16 protein-coding genes are annotated in these 16,769 nt (G+C 41.8%); 12 read left to right on the top strand and 4 right to left on the bottom strand.

The genetic code is table 11. From position 1 onward, the window contains the following. The first annotated feature begins 135 nt into the window (after window positions 1-135). The 3 genes from WDV74_RS08850 (at window position 136) to bioD (ending at window position 3,185) form a co-directional block, all read left to right on the top strand. Window positions 136-1,059 carry a LysR substrate-binding domain-containing protein gene (locus tag WDV74_RS08850; protein ID WP_338882335.1) on the top strand — a complete coding sequence of 308 codons (924 nt, stop codon included), beginning with the start codon at window positions 136-138 and terminating at the stop codon, window positions 1,057-1,059. Window positions 1,060-1,188: 129 nt separating this feature from the next. Then, a complete protein-coding gene (locus WDV74_RS08845; RefSeq protein ID WP_338882333.1) occupies window positions 1,189-2,388 on the top strand; it encodes an ROK family protein in 1,200 nt (399 codons plus the stop codon). Between the two features lie 128 nt (window positions 2,389-2,516). Next, window positions 2,517-3,185: a dethiobiotin synthase gene (bioD, locus tag WDV74_RS08840; RefSeq protein ID WP_338882331.1), complete on the top strand. Its 669-nt coding sequence runs from the start codon at window positions 2,517-2,519 to the stop codon at window positions 3,183-3,185. A gap of 184 nt (window positions 3,186-3,369) precedes the next feature. Here the strand turns inward: bioD and WDV74_RS08835 are convergent, their stop codons facing one another. The 4 genes from WDV74_RS08835 to WDV74_RS08820 all read right to left on the bottom strand — a co-directional run bounded on the left by WDV74_RS08835 (window position 3,370) and on the right by WDV74_RS08820 (window position 6,714). Continuing rightward, window positions 3,370-3,696, bottom strand: coding sequence for a DUF1161 domain-containing protein (locus WDV74_RS08835; RefSeq protein WP_338885564.1), 327 nt, complete (start codon window positions 3,694-3,696; stop codon window positions 3,370-3,372). Window positions 3,697-3,729: 33 nt separating this feature from the next. Then, on the bottom strand, window positions 3,730-4,086 hold the full coding sequence (locus WDV74_RS08830; RefSeq protein WP_338882329.1) for a DUF1283 family protein: 357 nt from the start codon (window positions 4,084-4,086) through the stop codon (window positions 3,730-3,732). A 71-nt stretch (window positions 4,087-4,157) separates the two neighbouring features. After that, window positions 4,158-4,904, bottom strand: coding sequence for a bifunctional NADP-dependent 3-hydroxy acid dehydrogenase/3-hydroxypropionate dehydrogenase YdfG (ydfG, locus tag WDV74_RS08825; protein WP_338882327.1), 747 nt, complete (start codon window positions 4,902-4,904; stop codon window positions 4,158-4,160). Between the two features lie 106 nt (window positions 4,905-5,010). Then, window positions 5,011-6,714, bottom strand: a complete 1,704-nt coding sequence (locus tag WDV74_RS08820) for an ABC transporter ATP-binding protein (protein ID WP_338882326.1) — start codon at window positions 6,712-6,714, stop codon at window positions 5,011-5,013. 836 nt (window positions 6,715-7,550) lie between these two features. On the opposite strand from WDV74_RS08820, the gene WDV74_RS08815 reads away from it, so the two are divergent. The 9 genes from WDV74_RS08815 to WDV74_RS08775 all read left to right on the top strand — a co-directional run bounded on the left by WDV74_RS08815 (window position 7,551) and on the right by WDV74_RS08775 (window position 16,766). Then, on the top strand, window positions 7,551-8,981 hold the full coding sequence (locus WDV74_RS08815) for a gamma-aminobutyraldehyde dehydrogenase (protein ID WP_338882325.1): 1,431 nt from the start codon (window positions 7,551-7,553) through the stop codon (window positions 8,979-8,981). A 16-nt stretch (window positions 8,982-8,997) separates the two neighbouring features. Then, window positions 8,998-9,771: a nuclear transport factor 2 family protein gene (locus WDV74_RS08810; protein ID WP_338882323.1), complete on the top strand. Its 774-nt coding sequence runs from the start codon at window positions 8,998-9,000 to the stop codon at window positions 9,769-9,771. Window positions 9,772-9,806: 35 nt separating this feature from the next. Next, the gene (locus tag WDV74_RS08805; RefSeq protein ID WP_338882322.1) at window positions 9,807-10,562 is read left to right on the top strand and encodes a GntR family transcriptional regulator; all 756 of its coding nucleotides are present in this window, start codon (window positions 9,807-9,809) and stop codon (window positions 10,560-10,562) included. A 33-nt stretch (window positions 10,563-10,595) separates the two neighbouring features. Then, entirely contained in the window at window positions 10,596-11,339 is a 744-nt protein-coding gene (locus WDV74_RS08800) for a cache domain-containing protein (RefSeq protein WP_338882321.1), read from the top strand. A gap of 36 nt (window positions 11,340-11,375) precedes the next feature. Further along, window positions 11,376-12,653, top strand: a complete 1,278-nt coding sequence (locus tag WDV74_RS08795) for a 4-aminobutyrate--2-oxoglutarate transaminase (protein ID WP_338882320.1) — start codon at window positions 11,376-11,378, stop codon at window positions 12,651-12,653. Between the two features lie 80 nt (window positions 12,654-12,733). After that, window positions 12,734-13,126: a DUF805 domain-containing protein gene (locus WDV74_RS08790; protein WP_338882318.1), complete on the top strand. Its 393-nt coding sequence runs from the start codon at window positions 12,734-12,736 to the stop codon at window positions 13,124-13,126. A 51-nt stretch (window positions 13,127-13,177) separates the two neighbouring features. Further along, entirely contained in the window at window positions 13,178-14,710 is a 1,533-nt protein-coding gene (locus WDV74_RS08785) for an FAD-dependent oxidoreductase (protein WP_338882317.1), read from the top strand. Window positions 14,711-15,175: 465 nt separating this feature from the next. Next, on the top strand, window positions 15,176-15,523 hold the full coding sequence (locus tag WDV74_RS08780; RefSeq protein ID WP_338882314.1) for an ASCH domain-containing protein: 348 nt from the start codon (window positions 15,176-15,178) through the stop codon (window positions 15,521-15,523). A 439-nt stretch (window positions 15,524-15,962) separates the two neighbouring features. Then, window positions 15,963-16,766 carry a helix-turn-helix transcriptional regulator gene (locus WDV74_RS08775; protein ID WP_338882313.1) on the top strand — a complete coding sequence of 268 codons (804 nt, stop codon included), beginning with the start codon at window positions 15,963-15,965 and terminating at the stop codon, window positions 16,764-16,766. Window positions 16,767-16,769: the final 3 nt, after the last annotated feature.

Genomic DNA, 16,769 nt, shown 5'->3' with positions numbered 1-16,769 from the left:
ACGCTACTTCCTTATCTATGTTAAAACAAACGATAACGACTTGATGTAGATCAAGAATAGAAATTCATAAATATTTTGTCTAATATATTAATTATTGAAAATGATATATTAAAAATATCAATTAGGTGATAGATAATGACGGCTAATATTGAACTTAGACATTTGCGTTACTTTATTGCTGTGGCAGAAGAGTTACATTTTGGACGTGCAGCAGAACGATTGAATATTTCACAACCCCCATTAAGTCAGCAGATCCAGGCGCTGGAAGCCCATATAAATGCCAAATTACTCATACGTAATAACAGAAATGTCAATTTAACCCCTGCCGGACATATGTTTCTTCAGGAAGCATATCAAATCATTTCCCAAGTTGATGCCGCAGCAACCAAAGCAGCCAGAATGCAGCAAGGGGAATTAGGGGAGATATCTATTGGTTTTACATCTACCACACCTTTTATGCAAAAAGTAACCCTGAGCTTACGTCAATTCCGAGAACGCTATCCTGATGTCGCCATTCATATGCATCAAATGAATACTAAACAGCAAATAGCGCCTTTGCAGACAGGCCGAATCGATATAGGGATTATGCGTAATACAACATTACCCGATAACTTGGAACATCAGTTACTCTTCCGCGAGCGTTTTATGTTGGCTGTACATGATGATCATCCTCTGCTGAAATATGCCAATGAAGGTGTGGATTTGGAGATGATATCTGATTACCCACTGGTGTTTTTTGAACGTGATGTAGGGACAGCATTGTATGATGAAATTATTTCCTTATTGGCTAATGTGGGAGTGATTCCGACGATTTCTCAGGAAGCGGGGGAAGCAATGACGATATTAGGATTAGTTGCCGCGGGATTAGGGGTAAGCATTATTACTGAGTCATTTACTCGAATGAAACTGGATGGTGTTCAATACCTGCCTTTGGCAAACAATTCTGCTTACTCCGAAGTTTGGTTGGTTAAGCGCAGAAATTGCGATAACAGCGCTGCGGCAGATCGGTTAACTCATCTTCTAATTTCAAACATTGTGAATGGGTCTAATGTTCATTAAAAGTAATAATCACGATAAGTTCGTGTGAAAGATCACATTTCTACTTTAAACGGATATCTTCTCATTTAAACAGAGACATAATCGTCATTATTAATTTTTTAGCCGCGTAAATTAAATGCAGGAGGCGAGGTGAGTGTTGATGTTCAACCAAGTCATGTTGAGCAAATCAGACAGACCAACATTGGGTTGGTTTATCGGTTGATTGATCAATATGGGCCTATCTCGCGTATTGCTCTTTCCAAAAAAGCCCAATTGGCACCAGCTAGTATTACTAAAATCACACGGGAACTCATTGATGCACATTTAGTGAAAGAAACTGAATTCCCCGGTCTCGGTTTTAGAGGACGCCCTGCTGTTGGGTTGAAAGTAGAGAGTGAAGGGTGGCAATTTTTATGTATTCGTATTGACGAAGGGCGTATTGTCATTGGGCTTCGTGACTTGAGCTGTAATCTCGTCGTTGAAAAGCAATTAGCATTCTCTGTGCCTCAAAATTGTTCTTTTTTAGATTGCATCGTCAATGAGATTGATAACTTCTTTTTGTATCAACAATCTACCCTAGAACGTTTAACCGCAATCAGTATTACTATCAATGCGATAGTCGATCCGATCAATGGAATTATCCATAGCTCACCATACTACGATATCCAAGATCTTCCTTTAGGAAAATTTTTACACCAACGCACAGGACTGCCAATTTTTTTGCAACATGGTATAGCCGCCTGGACAATTGCAGAATCTTTGTATGGAGCAGGGAAGAACTACCAAGATCTTATTCAACTTGTTATTGATGACAATGTTGGTGCGGGAATTATGACATCAGGGCAAATGCTCCACGCGGGAAATCATAGTGTTGTAGAAATTGGGCATATTCAAGTCGAACCCAATGGTGAACGTTGTTACTGTAACAATATAGGCTGTCTTGAAACGGTAGTCGGTATCAAAAAAGTTTTGCAAAAATTTCGTTCCCAGACGGAAAGCCAATCTGGTTCTTTGACGATTGATTCACTTTGTCAGGCAGCTATTGATGGAGATCCACGGGTAACAGAACTTGTTCATGATGTAGGGGAACGAATCGGACGCATCATGGCGATTATGGTGAATATCTTTAACCCCGAAAGGATCTTAATTGGTTCGCCGCTGAACCCCGTAAAACACATCTTATATCCTGCCATTCAACAACAGATAATACAGCGTTCACTTCCTGGTTATAGCCAACAAGTTGATATTGTGACTACCCAATTTGACAATACAGGTACACTTCCTGCGGCAGCCTTAATTAAGCAAGCGTTGTATAACGGTGAATTACTTCTTGAACTCATGCAAGGGTAACATCCATCACGCAAAACATTGAGCTAACGCAATCCCTATCCCGAACACATCCCCTACACTCCTTGCTTGTTAAAAGAGTAAGTAACTGATCAATCTGCTCTGTTATTATGGAAAACGGAAATGAATTTATGTTAACACGCTTATTTGTTACAGGCACGGATACCAACATCGGTAAAACAGTTGTTACCCGCGCATTATTGCAAGTCTTTAATCGTGAAGGAACAACTGCAATAGGATATAAACCTATTGCGATAGAAAAACATGAAACTCCGGAGGGAATGCGTAATCGTGATGCCTTAATCATACATAAATCTTCACCGATACAAGCGGATTATGAAGAAATCAACCCTGTCATTTGGGAAAATAATTATGAAAAAGAAAATCGCGCTGATTTTACTCAAATGACAAAAAGTCTAAGAAATTTAGGCTATAAGGCAGATCGTGTCATCATTGAAGGTAACGGTGGTTGGCGTATGTTGCTGGACGATGAAACGTTTTATTCTGATTGGGTTGTGCAAGAAAAATTGCCCGTTATTTTGGTAGTTGGTATTCAGGCAGGTTGTGTTAACCACGCTATTCTCACTGCGCAATCCATCATGAATGATGGTGTACCCCTGATTGGTTGGGTCGCTAATCGCATCAATCCAGGACTAGCACACTACGCTAAGGTGTTGGAAAGGTTACGGCGTCACATACCAGCTCCACAGTTGGGGGAAATACCTTATCTTTTAAGGCCAGAAGAACGTGACTTATCTTGCTATCTGGATGTTTCTGCGATATTAGCGTTTGATAATTGATTAAAAAGAGAATAAAAATCCCTAAAAACAAGTTGTTACCACCTCTGTTACTTTAAAATCTAAAGGCTAATAAGGCAGAGCCAAAACCTGTTGCTGGTCACTTTCACTTCACAAGGAGTGATTTTCAGTTATGAATAAAAAGGGAGCAAATTATGCTCCCTTTTCCAAAAGTCAGAAAAAACGTTTACCCTTGGCTTTTTTTGTCACTTGGCGTTTTGGTTGGAATTGTGCCAGCCGCGTCAGTGTGAGAGAGACGGATATAAACTATTTTTTGTTTACCGCGATCACAATGACCAACCACTTTCCCACTTGTAGTATTGTTTTCAGTAACTTGATCACTAGGGACTAAGTCAAGTCTGAAATCCGTTTTTGAAACACCATTTTGGCTAATTTTCTGCGCAATTTCTTCTTTCAGGCTTTCACATGTTAACTTTTGTGAAACTTGAGCTTGCACTGCAAAAGGAGAAAGCGCAAAAAACAAAGCTCCAGTCAGTAGGATCTTTTTCACCATCATCTCCTTATTTTGATGTCGGTATTGATTTTATTAAGGTTTAATCTGGTGACCTGTATTGATATCCAGACAACGTTTTGTGCTCGGTTCCCAATACGCATTAATATTGGTACTTTTCAAACAAGCTTCACGATTATCAGCTTCCATTTCATACTTATCAAACTCTTTCTCTTTACGCTTGTCTACTTTCTGGCGCAATCTTCTTTGTTCATTCCATTCTTCTTTGCTTTGGCGAGTCATTTCTTTGCTCAAGGAAGTTTCTTCACCATTGATGGTGACACATGTGCTTTCTGACGTACATGGCGTGGAAAAAGCAGGGGTTAGCCAGAAAAAGGAAAACACCAGAACAATAGCAGACAGACTTTTAACAATTAAAGAACGAATGTTCATGTTGGAACCTCTTTCATAGTGTTATTTACTATGATTATAAGATTAGGCCATTTAACGTAACACCAAAACTATTAGTCCCTATATACGCTTAAACCAGCGAATGACTGACAAACTGGCATCATTTCCAATATATTAATATTGACGTGAGAAGGTAGGTTAGCAACCCAAAATACCGCTTCTGCAACATCGTCTGCTGTCAATGCATCAGTACCGGCATAAGTTTTATCGACTTTTTCCTGATTGCCTTTAAAACGAACATGAGAAAATTCAGTTCCTCCAACCAGACCTGGTTCAATATCGGTGACTCGAATATTCTTTCCATGCAAGTCAGCCCTCAACCCTAAACTAAATTGTTTAACAAAGGCTTTAGTAGCACCATATACGTTACCGCCTGCATAGGGCCAATTTGCTGCGGTGGAACCAATATTAATAATATGGCCACGATTGGCTTGTACCATATTAGGCAACAAAGCCCGCGTCATGTTCACTAATCCTTTAGTATTAGTATCAATCATTGTTTCCCAGTCATCAGAGTTAGCTTGGTGAGCAGGTTCTAACCCTAACGCAAGCCCTGCGTTATTCACAAGAACGTCTATATTACGTAAGTTATCTGGTAGTTGTTGAATAGTTTGCTCGATTGCAGTGCGATCTCTCACATCAAGTTGGATAGGGTGAAAGTTTTCGCCCAATTCTTTTTTCAACTTATCCAATCTGTCCTCACGTCGTCCCGTTGCAATGACGATGGAACCATGTTTAAGAAATTTTCTTGCAATTGCTTCACCAAAACCAGAAGTTGCACCTGTTACAAAAACAATCATAACTATCCTCTTATCTGTGAATAACTATCGTAATGCTCGTATTAATAGAAAAAGTCGTTTTTCATTAGTCAAAGTTAAATAGCCCGCAAAATGCGGGCTTAAAAAGTCAGTAATCAGTTTTCTCTTGCTTGCCCATATATTCCTGTAAAGAGCCATCAAATGCAATTTTTCCTTTGTCGATTCGGATAACTCGCTCAGCCAATTTAAATATACGTGGATCATGGCTTATCATGAGTACTGTTTTACCACGAACGATATTGTCCAATGATTCTGCAAAGCTATTTATTTTACTGTTGTCCAGATAGGTAGTCGGTTCATCAAATAGCAGTATTTCTGGCGTCTTGAGGTACAAACGTGCTAATCCAATAACCTGCCTTTCACCGCCTGATAAGGAAGAGCCTTTTTCGTCAATGTATGAATCCAGACCATCTTTCAATTTGCCCAACAGTTCATTACCACCCGCTTTAATCAATGCAGAAATCATCTCTTCCCTGGTTGATTCTGTATTAGCAATGTGCAGATTATCGTATAACGTGCCTTTTATAATCTGAGTCTGTTGTGACATCACTCCAAATTTTTGTAACCAACGCTGAGAATCGGGGTTATCCAGAACTTCGCCAAAAATTGAGACATAGCCTTCGTTTAATGGTGTTAAGCCAGTCACAATGTCGAATATTGTACTTTTGCCTTGACCATTATCGCCAACAATAAGAACTCGTTCTCCTTTTTGTATAGAGATATCCATATCTCTGAATAAAGTTTCTCTGTCGTTATAGGAGAATTTCTTAATGTTGATATCAATAGCATGAGTTCTACAATTGCCCATTGGTTGGCTTTGTTTGCGATTGTTTGGTTGGTATGTTGCCAACAATTCGAAAACCCTATCCAACAACGACTTGAGTGAAGCAAACTTATTTAAATGAAGACTGTATCTCTTAATGGAATCAGACATTAATTGCTCATAGGTAAATGCAGCAACAAAATTACCGGGGTTGATCGTCCCATCCATTAATAGTAAACCCCCATACCAAAGTACGGCAATTGTCGATGCTAACTGTGCAAAAAAGCCAAGAGGAATAGATAAGGACATGAACAGCCCTGTGATCCTCTCAACATTTTTCACTTTAGTATTAGCATCATTAATTCTCTTTTTCTCCGACTCTTCAGAATTGAAAATCTTGACAGATTTGATCCAAGAAAGAGATTCTTGGATAACACCAGTTAATCGTGAGTTATAAATTTGCAGAATTCTTTCATAAACAGCCACTCGGTTAGTAATTGGTTTGCTGATTAAAGTAGTCAAACAAACTATCATAAATGCCAAAATAGCCAATTTAATATCAATCAAGGCCATGGCAATAAATGGCCCGATTATTGATAGCGTATCATAGAGAAATTCGCTATATAGATCTCTAACTCTATCCGATACAAGATAAGTATCGTTTTTTATTCTGAATGCCAGATTCGCTGAATGAAATTTTCTGGTGATATGATAAGGAAAAGAGAGGAAAGAATCGACTAACGATTTCCTCATATTATAACTTAATTCTGATGCATTAATTGTTTGCATCCAAATAATAATGGCGTGGCTGATAACAATCAATAATGATACTGCAATTAGAGACATAATTAATTCATTAAATGAGAAAAAAAGAATTAACTTATCCTTTAATAGAGTATTGACTAATTCCTGGACTAAAAATGGAAATAAAACCTCCGCTAAAGCGGCTACTACCGTGAAAACAATAGCTAACACCAACGCTGTTTTTTGTTTACGTATAAAAGAATAAAGGAATAGAATGTATTTCATATACTGATCGCTGTTAAGTTATCAATCTAACAATTTATAAGAATATCTATTTAAATGCATAACCATGCAGGAAAGCAGGGCGCCGCTCTTCATATATTCAGATTAACATTTTAAAACCTCAACTTTAGTTGATATTATTTATAGAGAGTTATCGTTGATTCTAATTAATTTAGTCATACCACCAGCGACATGTTACCTTTCATTTACTAATGAAATTAATTCATCATCAATGACAGTGATCAATAAGTCAACTTGTGAACCGTATAAAAAATATTATTTTCTACATCAATCATTGGTATATTGTTGGTTTCGTTTGTTAATAAACACAATTCCACCTAATTTATCTGGGATGGTCTATATACTAATCGCCTTTCAAGATACGTCTTATATCTCCCCGCGTAGCGGGGAGATATAAATAATCACATTGATTTTCAAGCTGCAACTTGCAGTTGGATTGGTATATAACTAATTAAATATAAGTCTATATAATATAAATTATGGGTAGTAAGGTAGTATATTATATATATCTGTCAGTGACATATGTCACAAATGTATAAAATAATAAAAACATGACATGTTTTATCGAGTTGATGCCAATCTAGAACCAAGAAATTATCCTCTTAAGAATTAATAAAGTTCGCAAGTATATTAAATCTTCGATCCCCCTCACAGATTTGAATATTTTTTCTGATGAAAACATTAAAAGTTACATTTATGTATCTAAATTATCTGCTTTTTTACATTTTTGATACGAATTTGACTAAAATGAAACCGATAAATATATTAAATCATAGTTTATATTTTATACTTTCAATCCATAAGGAGAGGAGTCAATTATGCCGATACCAACACTCAAGCACTTCATTAATGGTCAATATATTGAGTCTAAAGGTTCCGAATATTTTGATCTGGTAAGCCCGGTCACAGGTGAATCATATGCGCGTTCTCCCAACGCAACTACAGCGGATGTTGATAATGCTTATTCATCGGCTAAAGAGGCATTTAAAATATGGGGACGCAGCACACCCTCAGCACGTCAGCAGGCGTTGTTGGCGCTGGCTGATACGATAGAAAAAAACGCTGAACATCTGATTGAATTGCAAAGTCGTAATACAGGACAGCTCAAGCACTTGATTGCTTCCGAAGAGGTTGCAACATCTGTGGATCATATTCGCTTCTTCGCCGGTGCAGCTCGTTTTTTGGAAGGTAGAGCTACAGCTGAATATCTCCCTGATATGACTACCAGTATTCGACGTGAACCACTAGGTGTAGTGGGACAGGTTACCCCATGGAACTATCCATTGATGATGGCGGTGTGGAAGATAGCGCCTGCACTTGCGGCAGGTAATACTGTCGTGCTTAAACCAAGTGATACTACACCGGAAAGTACGTTGTTACTGGCTGAACTGTCCGCACCGTTTTTCCCTGCCGGCGCTTTCAACGTGGTATTAGGTAATGCAAGCGCTGGCACTCTGGTCGTTTCACACAAAACGCCTGCTATGGTTTCTATCACTGGTTCCACTCGGGCAGGTTCTCAGGTTGCTTCGTCGGCGGCAACTAATCTCACCAAGGCACATCTGGAACTCGGTGGTAAAGCACCGGTGGTCGTTTTTTCTGATGCGGATATCGACAAAGCAGTAGAGACCATCGCTACTGCGGGGTACTTTAACGCTGGCCAAGACTGCACGGCGGCTTCACGTGTACTGGTGCATGAATCTGTTCACGATATTTTCGTTACTAAATTAGTAGCGGCAGCTAAAGCTACCCGTTTTGGTGATCCAGAAGATAAAGAGGCGCTGTATGGGCCGCTTAATAATGTTCGCCAGCTGGAACAGGTCAAAGGATTTATTGCACGTCTGCCCGCTCATGCCCGTATTGAAACAGGGGGGCGTCAAGCCAATCGTTCAGGATATTATTTTGAACCTACAGTGATTACTGGCCTGGAGCAATATGATGAAGTGGTTCAAACCGAGATTTTTGGTCCTGTTATCACAGTACAAAAGTTCCTGACAGAACAGGAAGCTATTGAGAAAGCTAATGATGTGAAATACGGATTGGCTTCCAGTGTCTGGACCCGCGATCATGGCCGCGCGTTACGCCTGTCCCGCGAGCTTGATTTTGGAACAGTCTGGATTAACACCCATATTCCCCTTACAGCAGAGGCACCACATGGTGGATTCAAAAACTCAGGATATGGTAAGGACTTGTCAGCTTATGGTTTCGAAGAATATACACGTATTAAACACGTAATGAGTTCCAACGATTAATACAAGGGCACCCATAATGAATCAAAATATATCTTCGCGCGACTTGGTATCACGTGCGCACCACGAGCTGTTTACTGACCGTGATGTGGGGGCACTTGAACGTTATTTTGCACCGAATTTCATTGAACATTCTCCACTAGTCAAAGACGGCCTTATCGGACTACGTGAGTTAGTCCAGTCACATCCTGAACTGCACCATGAATCATTTCGCGTACTAGAAGACGGTGATCTGGTTGCTATCCACGGCCGTTTTACGGGATTAGACGATCAACCATTGGTCGGTTTCGATCTGTACCGAGTTACCGATGGCTTAATCGTGGAGCACTGGGACGGCTTAGTACCACAGTCCGCGCCTAATGCCAGCGGCCGAACACAGTTAGATGGTCCGACTGAAACGGGACATAGCCATGACAAGGAGAAGAATCGTGAACTAGTGGTTAATTTTTTCACCCGAACCTTGATCGAAGAACACTATGACGAATTCGGAAATTACACCAATGGTGAGCTGTTTCGCCAGCACAGTCCCGATATTTCTGATGGCACGGCTGCAGTTATTGCGTTTCTTAAGCAACTTAAAGATGAAGGGCAAGGTCTTCATTATACAAAAATTCACCGTACTGTAGCTGACGGTCAGTTTGTTCTAACTCACTCAGAGGGGAGCATTGCCGGAGCACGCCATAGCTATTTCGAACTATGGCGTGTCGAGAATGGCAAAATTGCTGAGCTTTGGGATGCTATCGCACCGGTACCAGAGGATGCACAAGCACTGCATCACCACGGCATTTTTTAGTTTTATCCCGCATTATTTCAATCAGGAATTAGAGAATGACGGCATATTCTATCGTCTATGCACCGCTAGATCAGGCTACCAGAACCGAACAGGTTGTGGAACGTTTAAGTAACGCGATCATCTCCGGGATATTACAGACTGATGAGCAGTTACCTAACGAAAACGAGTTATCGCGGCTGTTGGGTGTATCACCGGTAACTGTTCGTGATGCCCTGAACACGCTGCGTGCTAGGCAGTTGATCGATACTCGGCGCGGACGTCATGGCGGTAGTTTTGTGTGCCAGGTTTCCGTTGAGACAATGCAGAAATATCACCCATTGCGGCTTATGGCTTCAGGCGAACTGGCGGATTTTAGCGAGTTTCACTGTGCAGTGATTGGCCATAGCGCGAGACTTGCGGCTCAGCGTTCAATGCCAGGTGAACTAATAAGGCTTGGGCAACTGATTGACAGCTTTGTGGCCGCGACGCAGCCAGATACCCGAATACAGACAGATATGCGCTGTCTGCTAACTCTGGCATCTCAGGCTCAGTCGGCTAGGCTTGCTAATCAGGAGTTGGAGATTCAGGCCGAATGGACGCCTTTACTGGTGCTTTTGTACAGGGAAGATGCCATTCATAGCGAGGTTGCCGCCGCCTGGCGTACACTCTTAGCCGCTCTGTATAAGGGAGATGATCTTGCCTGTTACCAATTGGCACAGAAGATGATTACTCGAATTACTGACCACCTGCTTGAATGCAAATTGCGTATGGATACTGATGCGTCATTCTTGCAGAGATTTGATCGAGAGTAATGCGATTGTATTCATCTCAGGAAAGGAGGACATATGTATAACAACATACACATAGAGCGCGCCAGGGGTATCTTGAACGATATCTTAGTCGCAGCGCAGCAAGCCACTGCAACTTTAGCGGATAAGACAACCCGTGTTTTATTAGAGTTGCCGCTATATCGTACGGAAGGTGTTCGCTTGGAGCAGAAGCAACGCAGCGCATTGCAAAAACATATTCATGATGTACTTCGTAACAATATCTGGTGTAACGGGGCGGGATTTGCCAGTTATGCAGTAACAAAGGCGGTTGGAAAGGAAAACGACGATTACTGGACGCTGGAGTGGTGGCGTCAGGAAGGAAATACTATTCAGTATGCGCAGCTGGAGAATAATCAGGAACAGCGTAGGCGTTTGGATTTCCGATTGTTTGAATGGTTCCGGCAACCTGCCAGTCGTCATCTTCCCGTTATCGACGGCCCTTATGTGGATTATGTCTGTAACGGTGCCTACACGATTACGGTAGCCCATCCGGTACTTATTGGAGAAAAATTTGCCGGTGTGGCAGCAGTAGATATTCTCGTCTCGACGTTGGATCGGTTACTTCTGCCGATTCTGAGTGCTATCGGTAAGCCAGCATTAATTATTAATGACGATGCGCGTGTCGTAACTTCAACAGTACCAGGAGTCCGTTCAGGTTCGCTATTGAAAAACCAAGACATTAGCCAGTCGACCGATGGTGAAATACCCTCACTGCGTTTGGTGATCCTACCTGAATCACCCAAGGCATTTATCTGCTAAAGCCCACTTGTTCAGATTGCTTAGGAGATTTTATTTATGACTGAATCTATGTTAGCTAAAAGGCGTAATGCGGCTATCGCAAAAGGCGTAGGAGTAACCACACAAGTCTATGTTGAACGCGCAGAAAATGCTGAGATTTGGGATTCCCAAGGACAACGCTATATTGATTTTGCCGCCGGTATTGCAGTAGTAAATACTGGCCATCGTCACCCGCGCGTCATTGCCGCAGCCAGAGAACAATTGGAGCAATTTACCCACACCTGTCATCAAGTAGTGCCTTATGAAAATTATGTAGCGCTAGCTGAACGACTGAACCGTCTGGTGCCGGGAAATTTTGCGAAAAAGACTGTCTTTGTGACTACTGGGGCTGAGGCAGTAGAAAATGCCGTGAAGATCGCACGTGCCGCTACCGGACGCAGTGGCGTATTGGCTTTCAGCGGGGCTTTTCATGGCCGTACCTTTCTCGGTATGTCATTAACTGGCAAAGTTACACCGTACAAAATGGGGTTTGGCCCACTGGTTAGTGACGTTTACCGTATCCCGTTTCCGGTAGGACTGCACGGTATCAGCGTAGAACAGACACTAAATGCGCTGGATAATCTCTTCAAAACCGATATTGAGCCTACGCGCATCGCTGCCATTATCATCGAACCAGTACAGGGAGAAGGTGGTTTCTATCCTGCACCTCCCGAACTACTCAAATCCTTACGCGAAATTGCAGATCACTACGGTATCTTACTCATTGCCGATGAGATTCAGACGGGTTTCGCACGTACGGGTAAACTGTTTGCTATGGAACATCATGAGGTTGTGGCCGACTTGACCACGATGGCGAAAGGGCTGGCAGGGGGATTTCCACTGGCGGCTGTAACGGGGCGATCAGAGCTGATGGATGCTGTCGTACCTGGTGGTTTGGGAGGAACCTATGGAGGTAACCCGGTAGCGATTGCAGCTAGTCATGCGGTTCTGGATGTGATCGAAGAAGAAAAGCTGGCTGAGCGTGCTACACAACTGGGGGAGCAGCTAAAAAAATGTCTGCATGAACTACAGCCGCGTGTTCCGCAGATAGCTGATGTGCGCGGACTTGGGCTGATGATTGCGGTGGAATTTAACCGTACGAACAGTCAGGAGCCCGATGCTGGCTTCACCAACGCAGTGCGTCAGAAAGCGCTAGAGCGTGGCCTAATTCTATTGACGTGCGGTGTACATGGCAACGTTATCCGCTTCCTTCCACCATTGACCATACAAAATGAAGTTTTTGATGAGGCGCTCAACATTCTGAAATCTGTATTGCTCGATCTCACTGAACTATAAAGAGGAAAAGTAATATGGGTTATTCTGCCGCTTAAACAGAGACAAATAAGGGATATATGCTCGTAGCGGCAGGGGAGGACATGTACTGGAGGGCAACAATGCACTGGTATTTAAATGTGTTAAAGAATTATACCTGTTTCCGAGGGCAAGCTCAGCGTAAGGAGTTCTGGTATTTCTTTCTATTTCAGATCCTCGCTATTCTCATTATTTCTTTCTTGGAAAGACTGTTTGCGGTTGCCAACCCCGAAATTTATATGGGGTGGTTCAGTTTTATCTATCTACTGATGACCTTTTTGCCGGCACTGGCGGTGAATGCTCGCCGTCTACATGATATCAACTGTAGTACCTGGTGGTTACTGTTACATCTTATTCCGTTTGTCGGCACTGTTATTTTATTGATTCTCGCTTCTTTGAAAGGGCAGTCTTGTAGCAATAAATATAGTTCAAATACTAGGATTCACTCACAGGCATAAGGAAATCCACCGTCTGCTAGCGGTAATTTCCGGTCATAAAGGAGTGCTGAAATGGCAATGAACAGAAGAGATTTTATCTCTACTGCCGCGACCTTTGCAGGGGCAGGAGTACTTTCATCCATATTTCCCGTTACATCTCTGCTCGCAGGGACTTTAACTGCGATTGATGATCCGGCCATCAATATTAACCAACTCCGGCCGTCTCTGTTGCAAGATGCACAGTACAGAACCAGCCGATTGGGGTTAGATCCCCGCATATGGAACTGGCATAGAAGCGTGGCTGAAAACCCAGCTAACTACTATGAAGCCTCCTTGGCCAATTGGCCGGCTTTTGGGAACCTTTCCAGAGACCAAAGCTGCGAAGTTGTAGTTATTGGCGGCGGGTTGTTGGGGGCTTCCACTGCGCTGCATCTTGCTGAAGCGGGTGTAGATGTAATTTTGGTTGAAAAAGATCACATTGGTTCAGGAGCTTCTGGTCGTAATGGAGGGCAGATGACCCCTGGCATTGCTCGCTGGGCAGCTGAAAACATACAGGAAAAATTTTCACCAGATGAGGCTAAGCGTTTATGGCGCTTTGCATCAATTGAAGCGATGGATCTTGTGGATGAACTCCGCGAACGTTACGGTTTTGAGTGTGACCGCAAGTATGGTCACATCACTGCAGCGATACATCCAGGTCATATGGGGCCATTGGTAGCTAATGCTGATGCCAGGCGCCAACTGGGAGATAGGGCGGTGAAGGTTATTGGGTCACATGAATTGCAAGAGTATGTGCGTTCGAGTATCTACTATGGTGCCAATATCGATAGCATCGGTGGACAGGTTCAGCCTCTGGCGTTGCTGCGAGGCCTAATTTATGGCTTTGTCGGACTGGGAGGGCAAGTGTATGACAATACAAAAGTAAAGGGCATTAGGCAAGATACCAACGACACGATCATAGAAACTGAATGGGGAATTATCAGAGCGAATAAAGCTGTGGTACTGGGGGTGCACGGCTCCACCGATGAGTTTATCTCAGGCTCCTCTACGACTGTGCCTTTTTTCACCTATGTGGCGGTAACTTCCCCGTTGCTGGTGGATATCAAAGAGCTTATTCCGTCAGATCTGCCGGTCTACGATACACAATTACAAATAGATTATTATCGCGCGGTGCGTGGTAACCGTCTGTTATTTGGTGGGCAGGGTACAGGTAACTCCTGGTCACCGCGTGATGTGAACAACTACTTACTTGATCGTATCAGAACCGTGTTCCCACATTTGGAGCAACCTGAACTGGAATATTCTTGGGGCGGTATCAGCGATCTGACCTTGAACGGTGCCACTGATGCCCGTAAAAGTAGTAACAGCATACCTGTGTACATGGTGCATGGCTGGAGCGGACATGGGGTAGCACAAACGGTACGCATTGGCAAAGCCATCAGCGATGATCTCATTGGACACAACCACGATTTTACTATGCTAACCTGCATTGATCACATGAAGATTCCGTTAGGTTCCTATCTCTCTCCGATGGCTATCCCATTAATTAAAGGCGCTCTGGGGGTAATAAGCACTCTTAATCCAGCAGATATAGTTTCATTTTGAGTAGTGGTTTCCATAGCTAGGAGGCTACAAAAAACGCAAGTGCCTCCTGGTTTACCGGTGTAGCACCAATATTCGCTACTTAAGCGATGGGTCTATTGCTACAAATGTATAGCCGAATTCAAGATCTGTTGGCTTGAGTTCGAATTCAGTGCCAAGAGTTTTCCATTCCTGATATATCAAATCGACATCGTTGCGGGAAACATCAGACTGGCATATTTCAAACCCACCAAAATACAGAGAATTCCTCATAGGTTTCCAAAGGCTCAGATTTTAATATTTTTCTATAAAACTCAGTACCTAGGGAAACATTATCGACATAGATAATTAAGCTATTTGGTTTAAACATGCTGTCAAGGCTAAGTAGAAATGTCTACTTGTTAGCAAAGTTGAAGTTTTCTAATTTATACATGTATTATAAATAATTACAGAAGGCTCTACGAGAAATAACATGAGAAAATCATACTGATGAAAGCCATATCTATAGTTGCACCAGCAGGTGAAAATATTGTGGCAGGAAAAAAGACGTTAGAAATAAGAAAATGGGCACCAAACTTTGATTGTAATGAAGACTTGTTGATTGTTGAGAACCAACATTATCTTTTAAAAGAGGGTGATGAGGAAATGGGGAAAGCTGTCGCAATCGTCAAAGTTAAAAATGTTAGGCCATTTGTTGAAAGTGATATTGATGCAGCTTGCGCATCGTATTACGAAGCGGGTTGGTTAGCTTGGGAGCTAACGGATGTCAGAGCTATTGAAAAACCAATAAAAATGATAGCAAAACGTAAGATTTATGAGGTTGAGCTGAGAGCCTAACGATCATGAAGCCTTACTTATTACAACTACGTACATGTTGACAGTAAACATGTTATAGTTTCTATCTAATAGAATGTGATTTGTATACAACGCCAATTAAGAGGGTTTTTAGGGCAAACGAGATCGGGTACTCAGGGTCAAACATTGAGGCATATTATAAACGCCTTCTTAAGAGACCTGCTTATCGTGAGCAGGTCGCTATTTCGTATGATGAACTCCGGCCAGCAACATAGTAGGACATTACAACTTTGCTATTACATCATTGATTCGCATAATGTATATTATGTTAAATAATGAGCCTAATGACAAGATTATCGTTATCCGCCCTTACCTTATCCATACCAAGATAATAAAAAAACTGGTACAGATATTAAGTGAAAGATAGCATCTCGCCTGTCTACTCTGCTTAGGCAGTAACGGTGATGAAGAAATTGTCAGAATGGATAAGGGAGAAGAAATGTCAACCAATACAGTCACAGTCGTTGCGGAAAATCATTTGTCATTGCTAGGTGAAAGTATAAGTACATCTGCTCACCGCCATGCTTTCTTACATCTGATCATATCTCGAACTCATCAACCGATAACTATAAATATTAAAGAGATCTCTATTGTCAGTAAGGCTATATTAATCAATAGCAAAGTAATGCATACAATTTCTCTAGTTCGACAGCCATTTTGGTTAATATTAATTAATCACACTTCTTCACTAGCATACTGTTTACAGCACCAGTACCTACCAGAGAACAAATCTTTTTCTTGTTTTTCTAACTTCATTTCTGATGCATTATCTTTTAATGCAAGAAACCTTCAAAATGGAACACTAAATGTTTCGCATTATAATAAAAAATGGGAAAAACTACTTGCTATCTTAGCAATTAACCATTGTTATCTTCCCCATGATATCAGTGATCAACGTATTCAACAGGTGCTTACAACGATTTCTTTAGCAAATGAACTTCCTGTTCAACAAGATTCACTATTAGAAGCTGTTTATTTATCTAAAAGCCGCTTATCACATCTTTTTACAGATATAACCGGCAGTAGTTTAAAAAACTATCTACTCTTTCAGCGTTTGATGCGCGCCCTTTGGCTGATTTCACAAGGCAATCGCATCACTGATGCTGCACTACAATGTGGATTCGACTCCCCTTCTCATTTATCTGCCACATGTCGAAAACTAATGGGAATAAAACCAAGTTTTGCCAAATATGTCAGCCAATTTTTGAAAGTTACGGAGGAATAAATT

Source organism: Xenorhabdus sp. TH1 (assembly GCF_037260955.1).
Classification (GTDB): domain Bacteria; phylum Pseudomonadota; class Gammaproteobacteria; order Enterobacterales; family Enterobacteriaceae; genus Xenorhabdus; species Xenorhabdus griffiniae.
This window is presented reverse-complemented; position numbering and strand designations above follow the sequence as displayed.